This is a genomic window from Nocardioides insulae DSM 17944 (assembly GCF_000422825.1).
In the GTDB taxonomy this organism is placed as follows: domain Bacteria; phylum Actinomycetota; class Actinomycetes; order Propionibacteriales; family Nocardioidaceae; genus Nocardioides; species Nocardioides insulae.
This window is the reverse complement of record NZ_AUGU01000014.1, coordinates 63961-86484: the sequence shown is the minus strand read 5'-3', so window position 1 is coordinate 86484 and position 22524 is coordinate 63961. Positions and strand designations below refer to the sequence as shown.

Genomic DNA, 22524 nt, shown 5'->3' with positions numbered 1-22524 from the left:
GGTTCGGGATGGATCAGTCGAAGGCGGCAGCGGTGTTGCGTTCGGCCTCCATGACCAGGGCCGGGTCGTAGTCGGCCTGCCGGCCGGGCAGGTAGGTCACCGAGCGCAGCACACCGGTGTAGGGGAAGCTGCCGTGCCGCTGGAAGAGGTCCCAGTGCACCGGACCTCCCCGGGTCAGGCCCACGTCGATCCCGCTGAAGGGCGCCATCCCGACCAGCATCGCGACCGAGGGGAGGGCGGCGACCGGTTCGCCGTCCACGCCCACCTCGACGCACCAGCGGAAGTCCGGGAGGGTCCGCAAGGAGAGCCGGACCCGGTGGGTGCCCGGGGCGAGTGGCTCGGCCGCGGCCAGCACGTGCAGTCGGCCGTACTCGTTGTAGCCGGCGTGCAGCACGCCGTCCTCCAGGTAGACGAGGTAGCCGCCGCCCTGGTCGCCGTGCGCCACCAGCACCCCCCGGTCGTCGGCACCGTGCTCGAGCTCCACGTCGATGTCGACGTCGCGCAGCATGATCAGCTGGTGGGAGCGGTAGCGCTCCAGCGTCGGCGTCCCCGGCAGCAGCCGGACCGGAGCGGTGAACTCGTCCTCGGCGGGACGACGGATGGAGTTCTCCAGGCGGCCGTGCCCGTTGAGCGGGAAGACGGTGTTCGCCCAGGCGGCCCGCTCCCACGCCTCGGCGAGTTCCTTGAGCTTGCCCGGCTCGGCCGCCGCGAGGTCGACCAGCTCGTTGGGGTCGGATTCGACGTGGTACAGCTCCCACTCCGAATCGTCGTACGGCGCCCCCGGCCGGTGGGCGGTGACCACCTTCCAGCCGTCCCGGTAGAAGCCCCGGTTGCCGCCGAACTCGGCGTACTGCTCGTAGCGGGTGCTCGCCGAACCGGGGTCGTCCAGGACGCTTCGGAAGCTGACGCCGTCCATCGACTGGGCCGGCAACCCGTGTCGCTGCGGCATCGGTGTGGCCCCGACCAGCTCCAGGATCGTGGGCACCACGTCGGTGACGTACTGGTACTGCCGTCGGATGCCGTCATCGCCCTCGCTCCGCGGCAGCCCGTCGGGCCAGGAGATGAGGAACGGGACCCGCACTCCGCCGGCGAAGGTCTGACCCTTGTAGAACCGGAACGGCGTGTTCGAGGCCATCGCCCAGCCGCGCGGATAGTGCACCATCGTCCGCGCTCCCCCGATCAGGTCGGGATCGCGGGCCACGTCGGCCTCCCAGTCGGCCGGTACGCCGTCGAGGTGGACGAATCGGCTGAAGTAGCTGCGAGTGCCCTCCGGGCCGCCCTCCATGGTGCCGCCGTTGTCCGAGGTGAAGATGACGATCGTGTTGTCGAGCTCACCCAACTCCTCGACCGTGTCCAGGATCCGGCCCAGGCTCTGGTCGACGTTGTCGACCATCGCCGCGTAGACCTCCATGTACCGCGCGAAGATGTCCTGCTGCTCGGCGGAGAGGTCCTCCCAGGCGGGCACGGCGAAGGCCCGCTTCCCGCCGTCCCGCGGCGGCAGCGGCAGGTCCTCGGGGAAGATGCCCTGCGCGATCTGACGGGCGTGCCGCCCGCGGCGGATCTCGTCCCAGCCCTCGGCGTACCGGCCGCGGTGCTTGGCCAGGTCGGCCGGCTTGGCCCCCAGCGGCCCGTGCATCGCGTGGTGGGCGAAGTAGAGGAAGAACGGCTTGCGCGAGTCGCTGGCCCGCAGCGCCTTGACCATCTCGACCGCCTTGTCGGTCAGGTCGTCGGTGAGGTAGTAGTCCTCGGGGAACTCCTCGATCGTGAGCGGGGAGTTGTCCACCACCAGCCGGTTCGGGTGGAAGAAGCTGTTGCAGCCCTCGGTGGTGCCGTAGTACCGGTCGAACCCGCGCTGGACCGGCCAGCTGTGCCGGGCGGCGGCGTCGTTCATCAGCGCGTCGCGGGTCAGGTGCCACTTGCCGATCGCGTACGTCGCATAGCCGTGCTCCCGGAGGATCTCGGGCAGGGTGAGGACGTCCTCGTCCAGCTCGAGCCGCATGCCCGGGAAGCCCGGGTCGGAGTTCGCCACCGACCCGAACCCCGCCCGGTGCGGATTCAGGCCGGTCATCATCGCGGCGCGCGCCGGGGAGCACACCGGGGTGGTGTGGTAGTTGGTCAGCCGGTGGCCGTTCTCGGCCAGCCGGTCGAGGTTCGGGGTCGGGATCTCCGACCCGAACGGCCCGATGTCGCTGTACCCCATGTCGTCGAGCAGCACGAGGACGACGTTCGGCGCCCCGTCCCTCGCCCGGCGTTCTGTCGGCCAGGCCCGCTCGGAGTCCCTGGTGGTGCGGCCGATCCGCCCCGGGTGCCGGTCATACCCCCGCGCGTAGCCGGGGATGCCGCGCTCGTCGGGCTGGTCGGTCTGCTCTTCACTCACCTGGGCTCCTCGTGGTTGTGGCACTGGTCAGGCAGCGCGCCCGAGTGATGAGGAGAAGCTTGCTCCCCCTTTCGGACTGACCGATGCCGCCGAACAATTCCTCGTTAGTGTGACCGTGCTCACCGACCAAGCCCATCAGCCGAACAGGGTGATTTGAGTGTCATCACCTCCCGCACCACAGGTAGTGCACAGCAGTGCAGCTGGCCGGCGGATCGACGCGCTCATCCGGCGATGCGGTCTGGTGGGCGTGGTCGGGCCTGCCGGGAGCGGCAAGACCACGACCGTGGCCGCGTGGGCGCAGCAGTTCGACGAGCCCGTCATCTGGCGACGGGAACGCGACGGGGACCTCTCCGCCGTTCTCCGGGAGTCGGCGCCCCTGGTGGTCGATGACCTTCCGCCAGCTGACCAGATGCAGCGTTGGGAGGCCGAACTCACGGCACGCCAGGAGCGGGGGGCAGCCACCGTCCTCGTGTCCCGGGAGGAACCACTGACCGACTGGCAGTACCGACTCGGCCAGGGTTCGGCGGCGACGTTCGGCTTCGAAGAGTTCCTCCTCACCGCCGACGAGGTGGCCGAGAACGCCGCACGGCTCGGTCTCGACCCCGACTCGGACCGAGCGGCGGAGATCCAGCAGCTCACAGCGGGCTGGCCGACTCTGGTGAGCCTGCTGCTGGCCGCCGCTGACACTCGACCGGACGCGATCTCCGCGTCCGATGCCCACAGCTACCTCCGGAGCCAGGTCTTGGACCCGTTGCCGACCAAGGAGCGCCGCTTCTTGTCTGCTCTGGCCCATCTCCGGCGCTTCGACGCCGATCTGGCCGAAGTCGCCCTCGATGACGTGCACGCCGGAGCCAAGATCGACGGCCTGTGGCGGAGGCGGAGTCTGCTTCTACCCGACCAGGTGCGCTCGGGCTACTACTGCTTTCCGCCCATCGTCGCGGAGCTGCTGCGCCGCGACTCATGCCGGCCGCCTCGAGAAATGCTCGCCACCATTCACCATGCCGCCTCGCTGGAGCACGAACGTCGCGGCGAGTGGGAGGACGCAGTCAGCCACATGGTCCGGGCCAACCAGGAGCATGCTGTCCGTCAACTGATCAGAATGATGCGTGCCCAGGAACCGCTCGGCCGCAGCGAGGAAGCGCTAGCCTGGTTCGGCCGGCTCCCCCGCAACATACGTCTTCGCCCATCGTCGGTGTTGGGACTCGTGAAGGCGTTGATCCACGCCGGTTTGGCCCCTGAGGCGGAACAGCTACTCGACCGTGCGACCCCAGACCGATGGGACCGGCAGGACCACGTCGTGGAGTACCACGTACTGCGCTCGTTCGTGCTCCGGATGCAGTTCCGTCACGAGGAGGCGATCACCTCGGCCAACGCTGCGCTGATTCGCATCGAGGCGGGCCTGAAGTGTTCGCCCGCCCGGACGGCGTACCTGCGGCTCTACGCCACCGACCAGATCGCGGAGGTGCTGGCCTGGGAGGGCGACGTGGCCACTGTCGCTGTGCTGGCGGCAGCAACCGCACCGGACACCACACTGTCCGGGGAACAGCTCAACCTCGTCCACGCCATCGCGCGCGATGCCGTGGTCGCGCTCGACGGCGGCGACGTCCTCCGGGCCGAGGAGCAGGCCCGCGCCGCCCTGCGCATGGCAGAGCGGCGCTCCTTCGACCAGACCCACCTGACCTCCGAGGCTCGCCTGGTGCTCGGGAGCGTGGCAGCGGAGAGGGACGAGCACGATTCCGCTCTCGAACACCTCAGCTCCGCGCTCGATCTTGCCCTTCAGGGGCTGTTCCCGACCACGGTGGTGCGTTGCCGGATGAAGCTCGCAGAGATACTGGCTCGTGTCGGCCGGGCCGGTGAAGCAGCCGACCAGGCCGAGCGGATCGCGGCGCTGGCCCGAGAGGTACCGGACCCGGTCCTGCGCGCCCGGTCCGTGGCGGTGTCCGGTCGGCTCGCTCTACATCGTCAGGACCTCGCTGCCGCAGCCGCCGCGGAGCGCCGTCTGCACGGTGTCCCACAGCCGGCGGATGTGCGGCACATCCGTCTCGTGCTGGGTCTTCGATCCCAGTCCGCCGCCGACATAGGGCTGCCTCTCGATGATGGGGATGGTACGTCGCTCGACCGGGTCACCCAGGCTGTTCTCCTGGCACACCACCAGCACCGACGCGACCCGGTGCTCGCCAGCGCACGCCTGACCGAGGCCCTTCGGCTCGCTGAGACCTCCGGGCTGCGGCGAACCCTGCTGGACCTGGCCGACGGGCTCGCGGACCTCGGTCCCGAGGTTCTGGGCAACGCCGACGCCACGCTGGGCCCGAGCACGGCCTACGTCCGTTGGGTCTTCGCCGAGCTCCACGAGATGGCCCGCCGTCGCAGTCCGTTGTTGAGCCCTCGCGAGGCCGAGGTGGCCGGCTATCTCGGCACCCGTCTGACGAACTCACAGATCGCTGCGGAACTGTTCATCTCAGAGAACACCGCGAAGACTCACCTTCGGCACATCTACCAGAAGCTGGGTGTCGAACGCCGAGACCGTGCGGTCCCCCTGCTCCAGGAACTGGGCTACATCCCGCTCGAGCCCTGAGGACCCTCACCCGGAGACCGGTGCGGCATTCGCTGCCCGACGGGCGATCCGCCGCTCAGCCTGGCGGACTGGATCCGGGATCGGGACCGCCGCCAAAAGCTGCTGGGTGTACGGGTGTTGAGGCTGGTCGTGGACCTCCCGTGCCTTCCCCTGCTCGACCATCTCGCCACGACTCAGGACGCCCGTGCGGTGGCTCAGATGTCGCACGACTCCCAGATCGTGCGCGATGAAGAGGTACGCGACCCCGAGCTCGGCCTGCAGGTCGGCAAAGAGGTTCACGATCTGGGCCTGGGTGGATACGTCCAGCGCACTGACAGCCTCATCGCACACGATCAGCTCGGGACGTGGGGCGAGGGCACGGGCGATCGCCACGCGCTGCCGCTGACCACCTGAGAGCTGACTCGGGTAGCGGTGTCGGGTCTCTGCGGGAAGCCCCACCGCCTCCAGCAACGCGCAGATCTCGCGCTCGATCTCCCGACGATCGCTCAGCTCCCGCAACCTGCGCAGCGGCTCAGCGATGGCTCCGCCGACGGGCATGGACGGATTGAGCGAGCTGAGCGGATCCTGGAAGACCGCCTGGACCGAGCGGCGATAGCCCTGCAGACCGTGTCGGTCGCGCGGCAGCGGACGTCCCCGGAAGGTGATGCTGCCCGCGGCGACCGAGGTGAGGCCGAGGATCGCGCGCCCGATGGTGCTCTTGCCCGAACCGGACTCGCCCACCAGTCCGAAGGTCTCCCCTTCGGCAACGCTGAAGGTCACACCGGCCACAGCGTGGTTGTCCGGTGCCTTCCGCAGGAGCCTTCTCCGGCCCGGATAGACGATGTGAAGGTCATGCACGGCCAGCAGTCGTTCGCGTGGGTTAACGGTCATCGTGCGACTCCTTGATCCTGGGGCGTGTCCGTGAACCCGGACCCGCCACGGAGGTGGCGAGTTCGACCTCGTGCAAGTGGCATCGGACCTCCACACCGCCGCCGGCATCGATCATCCGCGGGTGTGCCTCGCTGCACAGGTTCAACCTGTGAGCACATCGGCCCGCGAAGGCGCACCCCCCAGTGAGTTCGTCGGGTCGTGGCACCTGCCCCGGTATGGAAGCGAGCCGGTCCACCTCCGCCTGGTCATCGGGCGTCGCCCGCAGCAATGCTGTCGTGTACGGATGCTGGGGACGATCGAAGAGTTCCTGCACCCCTGCCGACTCGACCACCTCGCCGGCGTACATCACATTGGCACGGTCGCACAGGTCCGCGACAACTCCGAGATCATGGGTGATCAGAAGAATGGCGACGCCGGTCTGCTCCCGCAGATCGAGCAGGAGATCGAGCACCTGCCCCTGGGTGGTCACGTCGAGTGCAGTGGTCGGTTCGTCCGCGATCAGCACGTCGGGATCACACGCCAGCGCCATGGCGATCACCACTCGCTGGGCCATCCCGCCGGAGAACTGATGCGGATACTCGCGCAACCGCTTCTCCGCATTCGGGACACCCACCTTGCGCAACAACTCCGCGCTCTCCCACAGTGCCTCCCTGCGGGATAGTCCGCGGTGAATCTCCAGGCCCTCGGCGATCTGCCGGCCCACCGTGAGCGAGGGGTTCAGTGCCTTGGCCGGCTCTTGGAAGACCATCGCGAGCTTCCGACCGCGGACGGCTTGGAGCTCCTTCTCGGGTCGCCCGACGAGTTCCTCCCCCAGCAAACGGATGCTGCCCCGGACCTCGGCCCGCGGCGGCAGCAGGCCGAGGCAGCTCAGCGCGGTCAGGCTCTTGCCCGAACCCGACTCTCCGACGAGACCGACGATCTCTCCGCGGTGTACGTCGAACGAGACGCCACGGAGAACGTCGAGCCCGCCGTCCCCACCAGGCAACCGCACCCGGAGAGCTCGCACAGCGAGTACCGCCTGGCCGTCTGCCTCGTCCGCCGAGCTCGCGTCGGTCGGCGCGTCCGGCAGTGGCAGCACCCGGCGCTTCTCCCGCGGGTCCAAGGCGGCGGAGAGCCCGTCGGCGACCAAGTTGAAGGCGAGCACCGTGAGGGTAATCATCACGCCTGCCGGCACCGGCAGGAACGGCTGCTCGCCCACATAACTGCGGGCCTCGGACAGCATCGTTCCCCAGGTCGCCTGGGGCGGTTGGACCCCCACGCCCAAGAAGCTCAACATCGCCTCGATCAACAGCGCGACACCGAAGTACAGCGCCACCTCGACCAGCAGTGGGATCGACACGTTCGGCAGGATGTAGCGAAGGATCACCCTTCTCGGCGGGGCACCCGAGAGACGAGCCGCCGAGACGTACAACTCCTCCCGAGCAGACAGCACCGTGCCGCGCACCAACCGGATGATGCGAATGGCGAAGAGCACTCCGACGGCGAACATCGCGTTGACCAGACCGGGCCCCATCGCGGCGATGATGGCGAGGGCAACCACCATGCCCGGAAGCGACAGCAGGACATCGACCATCCTCATCACGGCTCGGTCCACTCGGCCGCCGACATACCCGGAGATGAGGCCGATGGGGACGCCGAGCCCGAGCGCCACCACGATCGCCTCCACGCCCGCGATCACAGCGATCTGGGTCGCCACGAGAAGCCGGCTCAATGTGTCCCGCCCCAATTGGTCGGTGCCGAGCAGATGATCCGAACTCGGCCCCTGTAGAAGTGCCTGGAGGTCTCCAGCGTCAGGGTCGTAGGGGGTCAACTGGGTGGCGAAGGCCGCGACGAACAGGAGCAACACCAGGTATCCGGCCGCCACCATCGTGACGGGCTGCCTGGTCACACGACGCCACAGCCGTGCCTGGGGTCCGGCGCCCGCGCTCACAGTGCACGCACCCGCGGGTCGACGTAGCCGTAGACGACGTCCACGAGCATGTTGATCAGCAGGACGGCGATCGCGATCATCGTCACGGCGCCGAGGATCATCGGGTAGTCCGTGTTCAGCACCGCAGGCACCATCATTCCGCCCAGCCCTGGGAGCTGGAAGATGATCTCGATCACGAAGGAACCACCCAACATCGTGGCGGCTTGGAAGCCGAGGATGGTCGACACCGGGCCGAGTGAGTTCCGCAGTGCGTGCCGCCGGATCAAGAGTCCGCGCGGCACACCCTTGGCGCGTGCGGTCCGGGCGTACTCGGAATCCAGTGAGGTGATGAGCGCAGCTCGCATCTGACGGGCCACACCCGCGGCCGGAGCGAGTCCCAACGCGATACTCGGCAGGACGAGTGACAAGGCCCATGCACTCGGGTCCTGGGCCAGCGGCACATAGCCACCGGCCGGGAACCACCCCAGGTTCACCCCCACCCATACCGAGAGCAGCATGCCGACCCAGAAGCTGGGCAGCGCCACGGCTGCCGAGGTGAGCACGGTGGTGAGCCGATCGATCCACCCGCCGGGACGCAGTGCCGCGAAGACCCCACCCGCCAGACCGAGCACCACGGCCACCACCAGTCCGCCCAGAGTGAGCGAGAGTGTGACCGGGAGCCGTGCGAGCAAGGAGTCAGACACCGAACTCCCGTCAATCAGGGAGGTGCCGAAATTGCCCTGGACGGCGGACAGAAGCCAGTCCGTGTACTGCACCCAGACGGGATGGTCCAACCCCAGTTCCTGGTTCAGTTGGGCGACGGCTTCGGGCGTCGCGGTATCGCCCAGGATCGTGGCCGCGATGTCTCCCTGGGCCAGACTCAACAGGCAGAACGTCAGCATCGTGACGATGAGCAGGATGGGGACCAGCCACAACAACCGGTCCCCCACGAGTTTCAACACGAGTGTCTCCTCGGATTGCGCGGAACGAGCAGGGGCCGCCGAGAGGTCGGCGACCCCCGCTCGTGCGGGTCAGGCGACGGGACGGGCCCCGCGGACGTAGAAGAAGCCGGTGATCCCGGCCCAACCCTCGACGTCGGAGACCGTGTCGGAGTCGAAGGCCATCAGGTTGTCGTAGCGGGCAAGTGGGATGAGCCTGCCGGCGTAGACGTCGTCGAGCATGGTCGAGTACGCCGCGTTCTCAGCCGTCTCATCACCCATCGCCTCGAGAGCCTGTGCGTCAGACTGCTCGACCTCCGGGTCGACATACTTGAACGGGTTATACGGTGCGTTCTCGGCCAGGTACTTGCTGTAGATGCTGTGCGGGTGACGGTCCGGGATGTAGGTGTAGGTGCTGGTGAACTTGCCTCCGGTGACGCCCACGATGTCCTGGCCCGGGGACACGGTGACCAACTGCAGGTCGATCCCCACCTCGGCCAGCATGGACGCAAGTGCCTCGGAGCCCGGGGTGAAGGAGCCCCACGTCGGAGCGGTCAGGGTCACCTCGTCCACCCCCGCGTCGTCCAGCAGTTGGCGCGCCTTCTCGGGGTCGTACTCAGGCCCCTCATAGGACTCGATGTAGCCGGGGCCCTCGGAGAAAAGCTGGTCCGTCGGTTCGCCGTACCCGGCATTGACGGCCGCCACGAAGGCGTCCCGGTCGATAGCGTGGCCGATTGCCTGCTGCACCTCGGGCTCGCCCAGGACCGGGTCACTGACACCGCCGGGATCGAGCAGCACGAAGCTCTGGATGAAGTTCAACGACTGCACGACGTCGAGCCCGTTGCCGGCTTCCTCGATGCTCTTGACCTGACGGGGGCTGCTCGTCTCCACGTCGACCCGACCGGTCTTCAGCGCGTTGGTCCGAGCAACCTCGTCCTCGCTGATCTCCCCGACGACCTCGTCGAAGGCCACCACATCCGGCTCCCAATACTTGTCGTTGGGAGTGAACGTGTAAGACGTGTCCTTCTGCGAAGCGGACATGTCCAAGGTGTACGGACCGGTACCGGCCGGCGTCCCGGCCTCCAACTCACCCTGGCTGACACCGGGGCTCACCATCAGGCCACTGAAGCTGGACAGCACCCAGACCAGGTCGGGGACCGGGCGGGCGAGGTGGAAGATCACCCGGTCGGGCGCGGCCACCTCCACCCGCGAGATCGCCTGGAGAGCACCTGCGGTGCCCGGTTGCTTCTGTTCCTTCTCGATGTTCCACTTCACGGCCTCGGCGTCGAACGCGGTGCCATCGGCGAACCTGACCCCCTTGCGAAGCTGGAGGCTGAGCCGGTCCTTAGTGTGCTCCCATTTCGTTGCCAGGCCGGGCACGATCTCACCTGAGGCGTCCGTGCTCATCAGCCCGTCATAAACGAGGCTGTACCACCCGTAGGCGAATACCCGGCTCTCGGGATGCGGGTCCCAGGTCCGTGGGCCGAGTGGGACGCTGAAGGTCAGATTCTCATCCGCCTCGGAGATGGTGGCACCACCAGTGCCTCCACAGGCACTGAGCATCGCCGTGGTGAGCAGGGCGGCAGCAGCCAGCCTCGCAGGTCGCAACATCGCGAAATCTCCTTCTCCGCCGTGTCTCGGCAGAGCACCACTGTGCTGCGTCAGGGTGTGAGTGACATCACCTGGAGAGGATGAGACCCACGCGCACCGCGCGACCACATGGAGCCTCGGCCTGGAGCAGAGAAGAGCACCAGTCCACCACGTTGAAGAGCCGGTTCTCGGCAGGGTCGAGCGAGGGAGGCCTTGGCGTCTGGGGGCACAGGCGGTCACAGGGCGCGGTTCAGGATCCACTCGCCCAGAAACTCCACGCAGGCTGCGGCTTCCCGGTGGGCGGGATCAACCGAGCCGACAGCCGGCGACGTCAGGAAGCGGCGACCGCGGCGGCGTACCGGTCGGCGAGCACCCGCAGGTGGTCGACCATTTCCGCCGGCGTCTCGACGCTGAAGTCGAGCCCGAGCATGCCGATCCACACCGCGACGGTCTCCAGACTGTCGCCGCCGGTGACCAGCACGCAGCGGTTGCCCGGCAGCGGCTCGACGGTGCCGACCGCGGGATTGATCCGTGCGAGGACCTCGTCGGCGCCGGCGTCGACGGTGATGCGCGCGTGCACGGCCCACCCCGTGCGCGCGACCTCCCGGACCACGAACTCGGTCAGGTCGCCTGGAAACTCGACGGGGCTGAAGCCGCGACCTCCGGGCGTTCGCAGCGTCAACCAGTCGACGCGGTACGGCGCCCAACTGCCGGCCGCCGGGTCGCGGCCCACGACGTACCACCGACGCTGCCAGCCCACCAGCCGGTAGGGCTCGACCTCGAGCCGCTCGTCGTCGCGGTAGAACGCCCGCAGCCCGCGATGGTCACGGATCGACGCCGCGATCTCGGTGAGGACGGCGGGGTCAACTTCGGGGTCCTCAACGTTGGATCCGGTGTTGACCGGGCCCGCGCTGGTGGCCTCGCGGAGCGCGATCAACTGGCGCCGCAACCGCTCCGGGAGGACGTGCTCGAGCTTGGTCAGCGCCCGCGCCCCGCTCTCCTCGAACCCGGCGACCCCGGTGACCGTCCGCAGGCCGACCGCGACCGCCACCGCTTCCTGGTCATCGAGCAGCAGCGGTGGCAGCTTCGCCCCCACACCGAGACGGTAGTGACCCTCGCGACCTCGCGTCGCATCGACCGGGTAGCCGAGTTCGCGCAGGCGGGCGATGTCGTTGCGCACGGTGCGCACGCTGACGCCCAGTTGCTCGGCGAGTTCGGGGCCGGACCGGTCGACCCGCGCCTGCAGGAGCCCCAGCAGTTCGAGGAGCCGTCCCGAAGTCTTCTTCATGCCTCCGGTTTATCAGGAACGAACCCTTCCCCATTGGCTCATAACGTCGCACTCACCACAGGGACCAACCGAGAGGCCGTCACCATGAACACCCAGTCCGACCAGATCGTGCCCTTCACCATCGACGTCGCCCAGGCCGACCTCGACGACCTGCAGGCCCGCCTCGAGCGCACCCGCTTCGCCCCGCCCGTACCGGGTGACTCCTGGCAGTACGGCACGCCGGAGTCCTACCTGCGCGACATGGTCGCGCAGTGGAAGGCCTTCGACTGGAGGGCGGTCGAGAAGCAGCTGAACGCCTACCCCGGCTTCATCACCGAGATCGAGGGGCAGCGGATCCACTTCCTGCACATCCGCTCCCAGGTCGAGGACGCCACCCCGCTGATCCTGGCGCACACCTACCCGGGCTCGATGCTCGACTTCGTCGACATGATCGAGCCGCTGGTCGACCCCGAGGCCCACGGCGGCCGCGCCGAGGACGCCTTCCACGTCGTCGTTCCCTCGATGCCCGGTTTCGGCTGGTCGACCCCCATGGTCGACACCGGCTGGACGACGGCCAGGGTCGCCGAGGCGTACGACGCGCTGATGCGTCGCCTGGGCTACTCCTCCTACGGCGTCCACGGGAGCGACGGTGGCGCCATGATCGGCCGCGACCTCGCGGTGCTGGAGCCCGAGGGCTTCCTCGGTGCGCACGTGCTCCAGCTCTTCTCGTTCCCGTCGGGGGACCCGAGCGAGTTCGAGGGGTTCGGGCCGAAGGAGTACGCCGCGCTCGAGCACCTGCAGTGGTTCCAGTCGGTCGGCGGCTACAACCAGATGAACGGCACCCGCCCGCAGACCGTGGCCGCCGCCCTCGCGGACTCACCGGTGGGCGTGCTGGCCTACAGCGAACTGTTCGAGAACTTCGGCAACGGCACCAGCCTGGTCCGTCCCGAGCAGGTGCTCGCCCAGGCGACGCTCTACTGGCTCACCAACACCTACGGCTCCGCCGCCCGCTACCACTACGAGGGCCAGCACTCCGGTGCCGAACCGGTCCTGAGCCACAGCCGGATCGGCGTCGCCGTCTTCCGGGACGACTTCCAGACCATCCGGGCCTTCGCCGAGCGCGACAACACCGGCATCGAACACTGGGCCGAGTACCCCCGTGGCGGCCACTTCGCCGCGATGGAGGTCCCCGAGGACGTCGTGGCCGACCTGCGCGCCTTCTTCGGCACGCGGTGATCACGCGCGGCGAGCAACGTTCCGTGAGGCCGGATCACCACGCGACTGGTGACCGGCTCCGCCGGACCAGCGGCTGCTGACCGACCTGACCGACCTGACAGTTCGAGCCCGCGCGGCCCCGGTCCTCCTTCGAGGGCCGGGGCCGCGCGCCGCACGTCGCGTCAGTTGACCCAGCGCGTCCGGTCCGCCCAGTGGGGCGCACGAAGGTCACGCTTGAGCACCTTGCCGCTGGCGTTTCGGGGTAGTGCGGACACCACCTGCACGCTGCGGGGACACTTGAATCCGGCCAACCGCTGCCGCGCCCAGGCAAGCAGTTCATCGGCGGCCAGCAGCTGCCCGGGGGCCGGGACGAGGACCGCGTGCACCGACTCGCCCCAGCGTTCGTCGGGGACGCCGATGACGGCGACCTCGCTCACGCCCGGATGCTCGACCAGCACGCCCTCCACCTCGGCGGGGAAGACGTTCTCTCCGCCGGAGACCACCATGTCCTTGAGCCGGTCCACGATGTAGAGGTAGCCCTCGGCATCGAGGCGCGCGACATCGCCGGTGTGGTACCAGCCATCCCGACCGACCGCCTCCGAGGCCAGGCCGTCGCGGGTCCAGTAGCCGGCGAACAACTGGGGACCACGCAACAGGATCTCACCGGGCTCCCCGAGGCCGACCTCGGTCCCGTCGGTGGCGACCAGCCGCACCTCCCACTCGGGTAGCGGCTTCCCGGCGCTGGCCAGGATCTCCGCAGCCCGCTCGCCGTCGAGGCGATGGTCGGCGGGATGCAGCATCGAGACCGGGCACTGCGCCTCGGTCAGTCCGTAGACCTGCCGCAGATCGCAACCGAACACCTCGAGCGCACGCCCGAGCAGGCTCGGGCTGATCGGCGCGGTGCCGTACCAGAGCTCCCGCAGCGTGGAGAGATCCGGCTTGGCGGCTCTGCCGTCCCACGCGCCCAGGACACCTCGCAGGGTCGAGGGCGGGAGGTGGGCGAAGCGGACCCCGTGGGTCTCGACGTCGTCGAGCCAGCCCTCGGCGTCGAAGCCGGAGCGCAGGACGGTGTGCCCGCCTGTGAGCAGGGCGGTGAACACCTCCTGCAGCCCGGCGAGATGGAACATCGGCGTGAAGCGCAGGTGCACCTCGCCGACCTCCATCCCCACCAGGTCGGCCAGCCGCCGGCATCCCCAGATGTGGCTGGGGTAGGAGAGCGGGATCAGCTTGGGGAGGCCGGTGGTGCCGCTGCTGTGCAACAGCACGAAGGTCCCCTCACCGGAGGGGAGGGCGATCTCCGACCCGGCGATCCCGGTGCGCATCTGGCGGGTGGTGTCAGGCAGGTCGCCCGAGGTCGTGGAGAGACTGCGCCGCAGCCCCTCCGGAAGCACCGCCGCGGCGCCTTCGGCCAGATCGGCGTCGGCAGCGACCGCGACGGGTGCGACCGCTGCCCCCAGCGCCCCCAGCTCCGTCGGACTCAACCGCCAGCTCAGGAGCACCGGGACGGCACCGAGCCGGGCCAGTCCGAGCAGGTTGACGAGCAGCTCGGCCGAGTTCCGGCCGAGCAGTCCGACCCGATCCCCGGCACCTACCCCCGCAGCTGCCCACGCGGCGGCAGCCCCGGCGGTCTCGGCCGCGAGGTCGGCATAGCTGAGCTGGTCCCCGTGATCATCGGTGATCGCGGGTCGCGCACCGAGCCGGTCGGACTGGCCGGAGACGAGCTCCGGCCAGCTCGCGAACCGGACCGGCTCGGCAGCATCGACGACTGAGTCGCTCACCGCTCCCTCTCGGACGTCAACCCCTGCCGCTCGAGCCAGTCACCGATCTCGGCGACGGCGCGGGCGAGGTGGTCGCGCTGGCCGGGGCCGGCGTAGTAGTGCGTGGCGCCCTTGATCTCCACCAGGTCGGCCGTCGTGGAGGTGAAGGCCTCGTGCAGGCGGTGGGTGTGGCTGGGAGTGCAGGCGTCGTCGGCGGTGTTGCCGACCACGAGCACCGGCACGGTGATGTGCGGGGCAGCCTCCTGGGCACTGCCGTACGCGTCGTCGTAGCTCCACTGGGAGAGCCAGCTGCGCAGTGTGGTGAAGCGGGCCAGCCCGACCGGGCTCATGTTCACCACCTGCGGATCGCCGAGGTAGCAGGTGCCCGGCTCCCGGTCGTTGGGGTCCTGGGTGGGATCGAGCCAGCGGGGGTCGGCCATGGTGCCGTGGACCACGAACCCGAACTCGTCCACCGGCCGTCCCGACGCCTTGACCTCGGCCAGCTTCTGCTTGACCCAGGCCGTGATGCGGCGGTTGCGGGCGATCTGGGCCTCCCGGTAGCGCGCCACGAACTCCTCGGAGTACGGCGGCTGGTTGGGGTTCTCCGGGTTGTAGAGGTCCAGCTCGGGGTCGCGCACCGAGGGGTCGGACTCGTCCAGGATGCTGGCGTCCATCCACTCGGTGAGCGTCTCGTGCCGCGACACGTGGGCAGCGAGCAGCATCAGACCGTCGGCCGGGATGAGGTCCAGAGCGGTGAGGTCCGGACCGTCACCGGCGGGCGAGCTGGTGATCGTCGGGTTCTCGGCCTGGGACTGGTAGTACGCCGAGAGCGACCCGCCGCCGCTCCAGCCAGCGAGGACGACGCGGCGATAACCCAGCCGCTCGCGGGCGTGCCGGACGCAGGCACCGAGGTCCTCGACGACCTTCTCCATGATCAGCGCGGAGTCCACGCCGCGATAGCGGCTGTTGCAGTAGATGACGTGGTGCCCGGCCTTGGCCAGGGCGGTGGTCATCGGCAGGTAGGCGCCGCCGCCGATCGGGTGCATGAACACGATGACGGTGTCCGACTCGTTCTCCGGCCGCAGCAGATGGGCCTCCAGCGCCACGTTCTCGCCGGTGCCGCCGTAGGTGTCACGGGCGGAGGAGGTGTCCTGGAAGACGACCAGGAAGGGGGTGCGCTCGTAGGTGCTGCTGCTCATGCCTGCTCCTGGGAGATGCGACGGATCTCGGGGTTGACCGTCAGCGGTTTGCGGCAGTCGATCGACATGACCGACCAGTTGACGCGGTCGTACTCGGCGAACTTGCGGCGCGCGCGGGCCCGGGCCCGCTCGGGAGGACCGTGATGGATGCCCTGCGGCGCATGCGAGAGCAGTCCCGGCGGCATCTGGACGCCGAACAGGTCGCCGCTGTGGAAGAGGGCGACCTCGTCGTAGTCGGCGTTGCGGTGGTACCACGGCAGCCGCTCGGTGCCCTCGCGGCTCTCGGCCGGGCGCGGCAGGAAGTTCAGCACGACCACGCCCTCGGCCTGGAGGAACAACTGGTTGGTCGGAGGGAGGTGGACCGACTCGGAGTAGATGACGTTGTAGTCGCGGATGTTGTACTTGAAGGGGAAGTAGTCGCCCTTCCAGCCGCGCACGTCGAAGGGGTGGTGCTGGTAGGTCAGCACGCTGGTCTCATCACGCCGGGTCAGGCGGACCTGCCAGGTGGGGCCGCCCTCGGTGTGCACCTCCGGCTCGGGCACGAACATGCACGAGCTGTCGAAGGGGAAGTGTCGGCCCAGGATCCCCGGCTCGGGCACCCGGAACTCCTCGACCGCCTCGATGATCAGGAACGCCTGCTCCGCGCCCGCCTCCGGCACGTGCCGGTAGGTCACGGCCTTGGGCAGCAGGACCCAGTCACCCGGCTCGTAGGGGATCGGACCGAACTCGGTCTCGAAGATGCCGGTGCCACGGTGCACGAAGAAGAGCTCGTCGCCGCCGACGTTGCGGGCGAAGAACGGCATCGGCTCGGTCCGGCGGCTCAACAGGAACCGGACGTCGGCGTTCCTGAACAGCTCCAGGGGGCGCCCCGAGGCGTCGGTCAGGTCGGTCGGCTCGAGGTCCTCCACGAGTACGTCGGTCAGGGAGATGTCTCCCTCGGCGGTGTACGCCGTCGGGTCGTTCTCCCGGTACAGCTGCGCCTGCCGGCCGACGAATCCGTACCGTCCGAGCTCCTCGTCCTTGAGCCCGTCCAGGTCACGATGGACGTGATGGGGGGTCTCCCCCTTACGGAATTGAACGAACGATTCCATGCTGCTGCGCCTCTCTGTCGTCGCGGGCGGAGATCGCCTCCCGACCCGCGACCATGCAACCCCAGCCCGGGCCGGGCTGAGATCGCCCGCGAAGGATGAGGTTTCCTCCGCACCGGCGCGAGGAGCACCAGCCCGCCGACTCGGCGTCCGCGGACGCCGACCCGGCGGGGGCTCAGAACCGCTGGCCGGTGAGGCGCTCGTAGGCCTCGACGTACTTGGCTCGGGCCTGTTCGACGACGTGGTCGGGCAGGTGCGGAGGGGCCTCACCGGAAGCGGGGCTCCAGCCCGACTCCTCGGAGACCAGCCACTTGCGGATCACGTCCTTGTCGTAGGACGGGGTCGGGCGTCCCGGCTCCCACTGGTCGGCGGGCCAGAACCGGCTGGAGTCGGGGGTGAGCACCTCGTCGGCGAGCACGATCCCGCCGCCGGGCCGGGCGCCGAACTCGAACTTGGTGTCGGCCAGCAGGATGCCGCGCCCGCGGGCGATCTGCTCGGCCCGCCCGTAGACGGCGAGGGTCAGGTCCCGGAGGGCCTCGGCGGTCTCGGCGCCGACGGTGCCGACGACCGCCTCGAAGGAGACGTTCTCGTCGTGGTCGCCGAGCGCGGCCTTGGTCGCCGGGGTGAAGATCGGGGCCTCGAGCCGGCTGCCGTCGACCAGGCCGGAGGGCAGTGCGATGCCGCAGACCTCCCCGGTGGCGGCGTACTCACGCAGCCCGGAGCCGGTGAGGTAGCCGCGCGCCACACACTCGACGGGGAACATCTCCAGTCGTTCACAGATCACCGCCCGTCCGGCGACCTCGGCCGGCACCTCGGTGGAGACCACGTGACTCGGGACGACGTCGGCGAGCTGATCGAACCACCACAGCGACATCCGGGTGAGGATCTCGCCCTTGTCGGGGATCGTGGTGTCCAGCACGAAGTCGTACGCCGAGATCCGGTCGCTGGCCACCATCAGCAGATGGCCGGCGTGCGGGCCCTCGGTCAGCCGATAGAGGTCGCGCACCTTGCCGGAGTGCAGATGGGTGGCACCCGGGATCGCCGGGGCGGGAGGAATGTTCAGCTCGGCCACGCCCCTCACCCTAGAGGCTGCGCTTCGTCGGCCATCTCCCCGACCGCTGTGTTTCACCCATGTGAAACTTCCGCGACGCGCCCGGTTCGCTGGTTGACGCCGTTCTGAGCGACCGCTCAGATGTGACCTGGGACGCAATCGCGTCCTGCCGAGCTCGGGTCGGCGACAGGGGTTGTGGTGCCAAGGGGCCATCGCCCGGGTCGGCTGTCCCCCGGCTCGGGTCGGACAACTCCGGGAGCTCCTCCATATGTGCGATACCGACCACATCGAACAACCCCACCTGAACCGCCGCGACATGCTCGCTCTCGCGGGTGCCGCCGGAGCAGCGGTCACCGCCGGATCGGTGCTGACCGCCGACCCCGCGGTGGCCGCCTCCGACCTGGCCCTGAACCCCACCACGATCCCGAGCAACACCGCCGACTACGAGCAGCCCGGGGCCGCCGCCGACACCCCCGGCAAGGAGACCGCGCTCGACTGGATCGACAACAACGAGGACCAGATCATCGGCCTCAACGACCAGATCTGGGAGTACGCCGAGCCCTCCCTGGCGGAGTGGAACAGCTCCTGGGCGGAGGCGGAGTTCCTGCGCCGCCGCGGGTTCAGCATCGAGTGGGGCGTGGCCGGTATGCCTACCGCCTTCGTGGCGACCTTCAGCTACGGCAAGGGCCCCGTGATCGGCTTCAGCGGTGAGTACGACGCGCTGCCGGGCCTCTCCCAGGAGAAGGGCAACCCCGAGCACGCACCGCTGGAGTACAACCACGACCCGTACGCGCCGACCTACGGCTTCGGCCACGGGTGCGGACACAACTCCCTCGGGGCGGCAGCCGCCGCGGCCGCCGTCGCCGTGTCTCAGGCGATGCGCCGGAAGAACATCCAGGGCACCTTGAAGTTCTTCGGCTCCACCGCCGAGGAGCAGCTGATCGGCAAGTCGGTCGCGGTCAAGGAGGGCGTCTACGACGGCCTGGACGCCTTCGTCGACTGGCACCCGGGCGGCAGCAACTCCACCAGCTGGGGGTCGAGCAACGCGCTGTCCAGCCAGGTCTTCCACTTCCTGGGCACCGACGGGCACGGCGGCTCCCCGCTGGCCACCAAGGCCACCCAGGACGCCGTCCAGGCGATGGGGATGCTGACCGAGTTCCTCCGGGAGAGCTACATGGCGCCCAGCGCGCGGATGCACTACGCCCTGCGCCAGACCGGCCAGGCGCCCAACGTGTATCCGACCCTCTCCAGCATCTGGTACTACTCCCGCGAGGGCAGCCCCGAGCGCGCGACGCTGCTGATGAAGCGGATCGAGGAGTGCGCCGAGGCCGCCGCGATGGCGACCGGTACCCGGGTGGAAAAGAGGATCATGGGCGGGGTCTGGAACTCCCTGGGCAACAAGCGCGGAACCGAGCTGATGCACGCCAACATGCAGTTGGTGGGCGCTCCGACCTTCAACGAGGACGACCAGAAGTTCGGCAAGGCGCTCCAGAAGAGCAACGGCATGTCCAACCCCACCGGGTTCAGCGAGGGGATCCGGCCGCTCGCCGCACCCAACAACACGTTCCTCGGCGGCGGGTCCACCGACGTCGCCGACATCAGCTGGAACGTGCCGACGATCTCCTTCTCCACCGCCCACGAGCCCGGCGGCGTGAAGAACCACTCGTGGCACCGGACCGCCTGCGGAGCCACCCATGCCGGTCACCTGGCCACCCTCGCCGCGGCCAAGTACCTCGCCTCGACCACCGTCGACCTGCTGACCCAGCCCGACGTACTCGCGGAGATCAAGGACGAGTTCGAGACGCGGACCAAGAACATCACCTGGAAGAGCATGCTCCCCGACGACTTCGAGGTGCCCGCCTACGAGCCGCCCGCCTGGTTCCTCCAGCGCACCAAGCAGGCCTGGCCGCCGAAGGGGGTCACCTGGCCCCCGAAGCGGATCGTCTCCACCGAGGCGGCACCCAGCCTCGGCCCGGAGCTGCCGCCGGCCAACCTGCCGCCGCTGGACTGATCGCCCCCTTCCGGTAGGCCGCGACGAGACCGGCCCTCCGGGGATGGTCCGGGACGAAGCCCCCCGGTTCTCTCGCCCGAGAACGGTGGTCCTCGTCCCGGACCGCGTCGACCGCAGGCGCCCGACCACCGCCTCACGGACCGGCTCGACCGGTACCCCCTCCCGCCACGGCCACGGGTTCGGGACGGGTCAGTAGGTTGAGGTCATGTCCATCGTGAAGATCAACGCCATCTCCGTCCCCGAAGGCGCCGGGGAGGAGCTCGAACGCCGCTTCGCCGCCCGTGCCGGAACGGTGGAGAAGTCGCCCGGCTTCCTCGGCTTCCAATTGCTGCGGCCGACCGCTGGCGAGGAGCGCTACTTCGTCGTCACCCATTGGGCCGATGAGGAGTCCTTCGCCGCCTGGCGCGACGGCGACGCCCGCGCGGCACACGCCACACCCGCCGGGGAGGCACCGCGCAAGCCGGTCGCGTCGGGGGCCCAGCTGCTCGAGTTCGACGTCGTCCTGGACGTCCAGCCCTCCGCGTGACGGTTCGCTAGCGCGGCCTCACGTGCCGGTGTGCTCGGAGGACCCCGCCAGCCGCTTGCGGATCACCCGCCACAGGAGCAGCGCGAGCACGGCGCCGAGGATCGAGAAGATCAGGCCGCCCGGCTGGAAGAAGCCCTCGTCCTCGTCCCATCCGAACAGCAGGAACGCACACAACCCGCCGATGAAGGACCCCACGATCCCGAGCAGGATGGTCTGCCACCAGCTCATCGGGTCGGGCCCCTTGACCAGCAGCCGGGCGAGGTAGCCCGCCACTACCCCGACGACGATCAGGTAGAGCACGGTCCAGAAGTCGAACATGGTGCCTCCTCGGGCTCGCGCCTGCACCGACGCGGTTCAACACTACCCAGATCGCGCCGTAGCAGGGCAGCCCGAGGCGGGCCGAACCGAGTCGGCCTGGCTCAGAGGATCTCGCCGGGGGCGTACGCCGCAGCGTCGGGGTGGCGGGCGACGAGCGCCTCGACCCGGCGACAGACCTCCTGCACCTGGGCGACGGCGGCACCGGTGAAGGTGATCGGCTCGGCGACCAGGGCCTCCAGGTCCGCCGGCCCGAGGCCCAGTCGTGAATCGGCGGCCAGCTTGGCGAAGACGTCGTTCTCGGCCTGGCCCTGCCGCATCGCCAACGCGGTGCCGACCGCGGCCTCCTTGATCGCCTCGTGCCCGACCTCACGGCCGACCCCCTGCCGCACGGCAGCCATCAGCACCTTGGTGGTCGCCAGGAACGGAAGGTAGCGGTCGAGCTCGCGCTGGATCACCGCCGGGAAGGCACCGAACTCGTCCAGCACGGTGAGGAAGGTCTGGAAGAGCCCGTCAGCGGCGAAGAACGCGTCCGGCAGGGCCACCCGGCGTACGACGGAGTCGGAGACGTCGCCCTCGTTCCACTGGTCGCCGGCCAGCTCCCCGATCATCGACAGGTAGCCGCGCAGCACCACGGCGAGCCCGTTGACCCGCTCACAGGAGCGCGAGTTCATCTTGTGCGGCATCGCCGAGGAGCCGACCTGGCCCTCCTTGAAACCCTCGGTGACCAGTTCGTTGCCGGCCATCAACCGGACCGTCGTGGCCAGGTTGGAGGGGCCGGCGGCGAGCTGCACCAGCGAGGAGAGCACGTCGAAGTCGAGCGAGCGCGGGTAGACCTGACCCACGCTGGTGAAGACCTGGTCGAACCCCAGGTGGGCCGCCACCCGGTTCTCCAGGTCGGCGAGCTTGTCGGCGTCCCCGTCCAGCAGGTCGAGCATGTCCTGGGCGGTGCCCATCGGGCCCTTGATGCCGCGCAACGGGTAGCGGGCGATGAGCTCCTCGATCCGCTGCACCGCGACCAGCATCTCGTCCGCGACGGTGGCGAACCGCTTGCCCAGGGTGGTGGCCTGGGCGGCGACGTTGTGGCTCCGGCCCGCCATCACGGTGGTCTCGTGTTCGGCGGCCAGCCGGGCCAGCCGGGCCAGGGTGGCGACCGCCCGGTCACGCAGCAGCCGCAGGCTGGAGAGCACCTGGAGCTGCTCGACGTTCTCGGTCAGGTCGCGGCTGGTCATCCCCTTGTGGATGTGCTCGTGCCCGGCGAGCGCGGAGAACTCCTCGATCCGCGCCTTCACATCGTGCCGTGTGACCCGCTCGCGGGCTGCGATCGAGGCGAGGTCGATCTTGTCGACCACCGCCTCGTAGGCCTCGACCACACCGTCGGGTACGTCGATGCCGAGGTCGCGCTGTCCCTTGAGGACAGCGATCCACAACTGCCGCTCGAGCACGATCTTGTGCTCGGGCGACCAGATCGCGGTGAGGTCGGCGGCGGCGTAGCGGGTGGCGAGGACATTCGGCACGGTCACGGGTCCCATTCTCGCATCCCCCACTCCCCAGTCCCCTTTTGTCCCCACTCCGCCCCCGTCCGGTTGAGTTGTGCCTCCCGGACCGTCGAGTTGCGCCTCCCGGACCATCGAGTTGGCTCTCCCGGACCGTCGAGTTGAGCCTCCCGGACCATCGAGTCGGGCCTCCCGGCCGGTCGTGCTCTCACGCGATCTGAATCGATCAGATCGCAACGACCGACTCAACGAACCGCAGGGCACAACTCGACAACCCACAACGACCGACTCAACGAGCCACAGGGCACAACTCGACAACCCACAACGACCGACTCAACGA

The 22524-nt window shown here is 69.2% G+C and carries 16 protein-coding genes; 4 read left to right on the top strand and 12 right to left on the bottom strand.

The features are described from left to right. Positions 1–13 precede the first annotated feature (13 nt). Positions 14–2377, bottom strand: coding sequence for an arylsulfatase (locus G515_RS0104705; RefSeq protein WP_211220948.1), 2364 nt, complete (start codon positions 2375–2377; stop codon positions 14–16). A gap of 157 nt (positions 2378–2534) precedes the next feature. Between G515_RS0104705 and G515_RS23885 the strand changes: the two genes are divergently transcribed. Beyond that, entirely contained in the window at positions 2535–4952 is a 2418-nt protein-coding gene (locus G515_RS23885) for a LuxR C-terminal-related transcriptional regulator (RefSeq protein ID WP_169570442.1), read from the top strand. A gap of 6 nt (positions 4953–4958) precedes the next feature. Here the strand turns inward: G515_RS23885 and G515_RS0104695 are convergent, their stop codons facing one another. From G515_RS0104695 to G515_RS0104675, 5 genes are all read right to left on the bottom strand, one after another. Then, complete coding sequence (locus tag G515_RS0104695; protein ID WP_028659226.1) at positions 4959–5822, bottom strand: ATP-binding cassette domain-containing protein; 864 nt, start codon at positions 5820–5822, stop codon at positions 4959–4961. Next, the gene (locus G515_RS19525) at positions 5812–7752 is read right to left on the bottom strand and encodes a dipeptide/oligopeptide/nickel ABC transporter permease/ATP-binding protein (RefSeq protein ID WP_281168280.1); all 1941 of its coding nucleotides are present in this window, start codon (positions 7750–7752) and stop codon (positions 5812–5814) included. The genes G515_RS0104695 and G515_RS19525 overlap by 11 nt, the downstream gene beginning before the upstream one ends. Next, positions 7749–8693: an ABC transporter permease gene (locus G515_RS0104685; protein WP_028659225.1), complete on the bottom strand. Its 945-nt coding sequence runs from the start codon at positions 8691–8693 to the stop codon at positions 7749–7751. Before G515_RS0104685 ends, G515_RS19525 begins: the two co-directional genes overlap by 4 nt. Before the next feature lie 69 nt (positions 8694–8762). After that, on the bottom strand, positions 8763–10280 hold the full coding sequence (locus tag G515_RS0104680) for an ABC transporter substrate-binding protein (protein ID WP_028659224.1): 1518 nt from the start codon (positions 10278–10280) through the stop codon (positions 8763–8765). Positions 10281–10590: 310 nt separating this feature from the next. Then, positions 10591–11547 carry a helix-turn-helix transcriptional regulator gene (locus tag G515_RS0104675; RefSeq protein ID WP_028659223.1) on the bottom strand — a complete coding sequence of 319 codons (957 nt, stop codon included), beginning with the start codon at positions 11545–11547 and terminating at the stop codon, positions 10591–10593. An 84-nt stretch (positions 11548–11631) separates the two neighbouring features. On the opposite strand from G515_RS0104675, the gene G515_RS0104670 reads away from it, so the two are divergent. After that, the gene (locus G515_RS0104670; protein ID WP_028659222.1) at positions 11632–12762 is read left to right on the top strand and encodes an epoxide hydrolase family protein; all 1131 of its coding nucleotides are present in this window, start codon (positions 11632–11634) and stop codon (positions 12760–12762) included. Positions 12763–12923: 161 nt separating this feature from the next. On the opposite strand, the gene G515_RS19520 is transcribed toward G515_RS0104670, so the two are convergent. The 4 genes from G515_RS19520 to G515_RS0104650 form a co-directional block, all read right to left on the bottom strand. Further along, a complete protein-coding gene (locus tag G515_RS19520; protein ID WP_051217880.1) occupies positions 12924–14519 on the bottom strand; it encodes a class I adenylate-forming enzyme family protein in 1596 nt (531 codons plus the stop codon). Beyond that, positions 14516–15697 (bottom strand): alpha/beta hydrolase, encoded by a 1182-nt coding sequence (locus tag G515_RS0104660; protein WP_028659221.1) that lies wholly within the window; start codon positions 15695–15697, stop codon positions 14516–14518. Before G515_RS0104660 ends, G515_RS19520 begins: the two co-directional genes overlap by 4 nt. After that, positions 15694–16788: a homogentisate 1,2-dioxygenase gene (locus G515_RS0104655; protein WP_028659220.1), complete on the bottom strand. Its 1095-nt coding sequence runs from the start codon at positions 16786–16788 to the stop codon at positions 15694–15696. The genes G515_RS0104660 and G515_RS0104655 overlap by 4 nt, the downstream gene beginning before the upstream one ends. A 172-nt stretch (positions 16789–16960) precedes the next feature. After that, complete coding sequence (locus G515_RS0104650) at positions 16961–17857, bottom strand: phosphoribosylaminoimidazolesuccinocarboxamide synthase (protein ID WP_028659219.1); 897 nt, start codon at positions 17855–17857, stop codon at positions 16961–16963. Between the two features lie 247 nt (positions 17858–18104). Here G515_RS0104650 and G515_RS0104645 point away from each other — a divergent pair, with 247 nt between their 5' ends. Both G515_RS0104645 and G515_RS0104640 read left to right on the top strand, forming a co-directional pair. Beyond that, a complete protein-coding gene (locus G515_RS0104645; protein WP_051217879.1) occupies positions 18105–19847 on the top strand; it encodes an amidohydrolase in 1743 nt (580 codons plus the stop codon). A 205-nt stretch (positions 19848–20052) separates the two neighbouring features. Further along, positions 20053–20373: an antibiotic biosynthesis monooxygenase family protein gene (locus G515_RS0104640; protein ID WP_028659217.1), complete on the top strand. Its 321-nt coding sequence runs from the start codon at positions 20053–20055 to the stop codon at positions 20371–20373. Between the two features lie 18 nt (positions 20374–20391). On the opposite strand, the gene G515_RS0104635 is transcribed toward G515_RS0104640, so the two are convergent. Continuing rightward, on the bottom strand, positions 20392–20691 hold the full coding sequence (locus tag G515_RS0104635; RefSeq protein WP_036554305.1) for a GlsB/YeaQ/YmgE family stress response membrane protein: 300 nt from the start codon (positions 20689–20691) through the stop codon (positions 20392–20394). Positions 20692–20792: 101 nt separating this feature from the next. Further along, on the bottom strand, positions 20793–22211 hold the full coding sequence (gene purB / locus G515_RS0104630; protein ID WP_028659215.1) for an adenylosuccinate lyase: 1419 nt from the start codon (positions 22209–22211) through the stop codon (positions 20793–20795). Positions 22212–22524: the final 313 nt, after the last annotated feature.

Coding starts and splice junctions, on each gene's coding strand:
- G515_RS0104680 (WP_028659224.1), bottom strand. CDS start 10,280: ATGTTGCGACCTGCGAGGCTGGCTGCTGCCGCCCTGCTCACCACGGCG.
- G515_RS0104645 (WP_051217879.1), top strand. CDS start 18,105: ATGTGCGATACCGACCACATCGAACAACCCCACCTGAACCGCCGCGAC.
- G515_RS0104640 (WP_028659217.1), top strand. CDS start 20,053: ATGTCCATCGTGAAGATCAACGCCATCTCCGTCCCCGAAGGCGCCGGG.
- G515_RS0104660 (WP_028659221.1), bottom strand. CDS start 15,697: ATGAGCAGCAGCACCTACGAGCGCACCCCCTTCCTGGTCGTCTTCCAG.
- G515_RS0104675 (WP_028659223.1), bottom strand. CDS start 11,547: ATGAAGAAGACTTCGGGACGGCTCCTCGAACTGCTGGGGCTCCTGCAG.
- G515_RS0104635 (WP_036554305.1), bottom strand. CDS start 20,691: ATGTTCGACTTCTGGACCGTGCTCTACCTGATCGTCGTCGGGGTAGTG.
- G515_RS0104695 (WP_028659226.1), bottom strand. CDS start 5,822: ATGACCGTTAACCCACGCGAACGACTGCTGGCCGTGCATGACCTTCAC.
- G515_RS0104655 (WP_028659220.1), bottom strand. CDS start 16,788: ATGGAATCGTTCGTTCAATTCCGTAAGGGGGAGACCCCCCATCACGTC.
- G515_RS0104670 (WP_028659222.1), top strand. CDS start 11,632: ATGAACACCCAGTCCGACCAGATCGTGCCCTTCACCATCGACGTCGCC.